This window comes from Mycobacterium simiae, assembly GCF_008370645.1.
GTDB lineage: Bacteria > Actinomycetota > Actinomycetes > Mycobacteriales > Mycobacteriaceae > Mycobacterium > Mycobacterium simiae_A.
On the sequence record NZ_VTZN01000479.1, the window covers coordinates 1 to 639 of the forward strand.

At 72.9% G+C, this 639-nt stretch carries 1 pseudogene; it reads right to left on the reverse strand.

Annotated features, from left to right (window positions below):
* A pseudogene (locus F0Q45_RS26520) lies at window positions 1-639 on the reverse strand (ATP-binding protein); the annotation flags it as partial.

Here is a 639-nt window from a genome sequence, read left to right on the forward strand (position 1 = left end):
CGGCGGGGGCGTGCAGGCCGGCGAGGTAGGTCATCAGCGCGGCGGTGCTGGTGATGCCCAGGCGGTGGCGGGCCTCGGGGGCCAGCAGGGTGCGCAGCCGGCGCACCCCGGTGCTGCGGGGGTCCAGGCCCATCATGGGCACCAGGTAGTCCAGCCAGTAGCCGCCGGCGTCGGCGGCGGGGAAGGTGCGCAGCGGGTCGCAGCTGAACTGCTGTCCGGCCATGTCGATGACGGCCTTGTTCGCGACGTCGGCCAGCGCGGTGTCCCATTCGGTGCCGGGGTCGACGATGAACGCCTGGGCGCCGCGCTGGATCTCGGCGCGGGTGATGCGTTTGGCGGCATAGGATTTGCCGTACCCGAGGGCTCCGCTGCACACCAGGCACGGGCTGCGGTTGCGCCGCGCGGTGCCGGGCAGGTCGAGCAGGACCGCGCTGGACAGCGCGTTGTGGCGGGTGAAGCCGAGCAGGATCCCGGTGCTGTTGCCGACCATGGAGGACAGCAGCGGCACGAAGCGCGACCACTTCGTGGTGGTGGTGGGCTGGGCGAACTGGTCGACGCCGGTGCGGTGGGTGGGGGCGGCGGGGTTGAACGCGGCCCACAGCCGGGTCTGGGCGCCGCGGTAGTGGCGGATGGCGATGT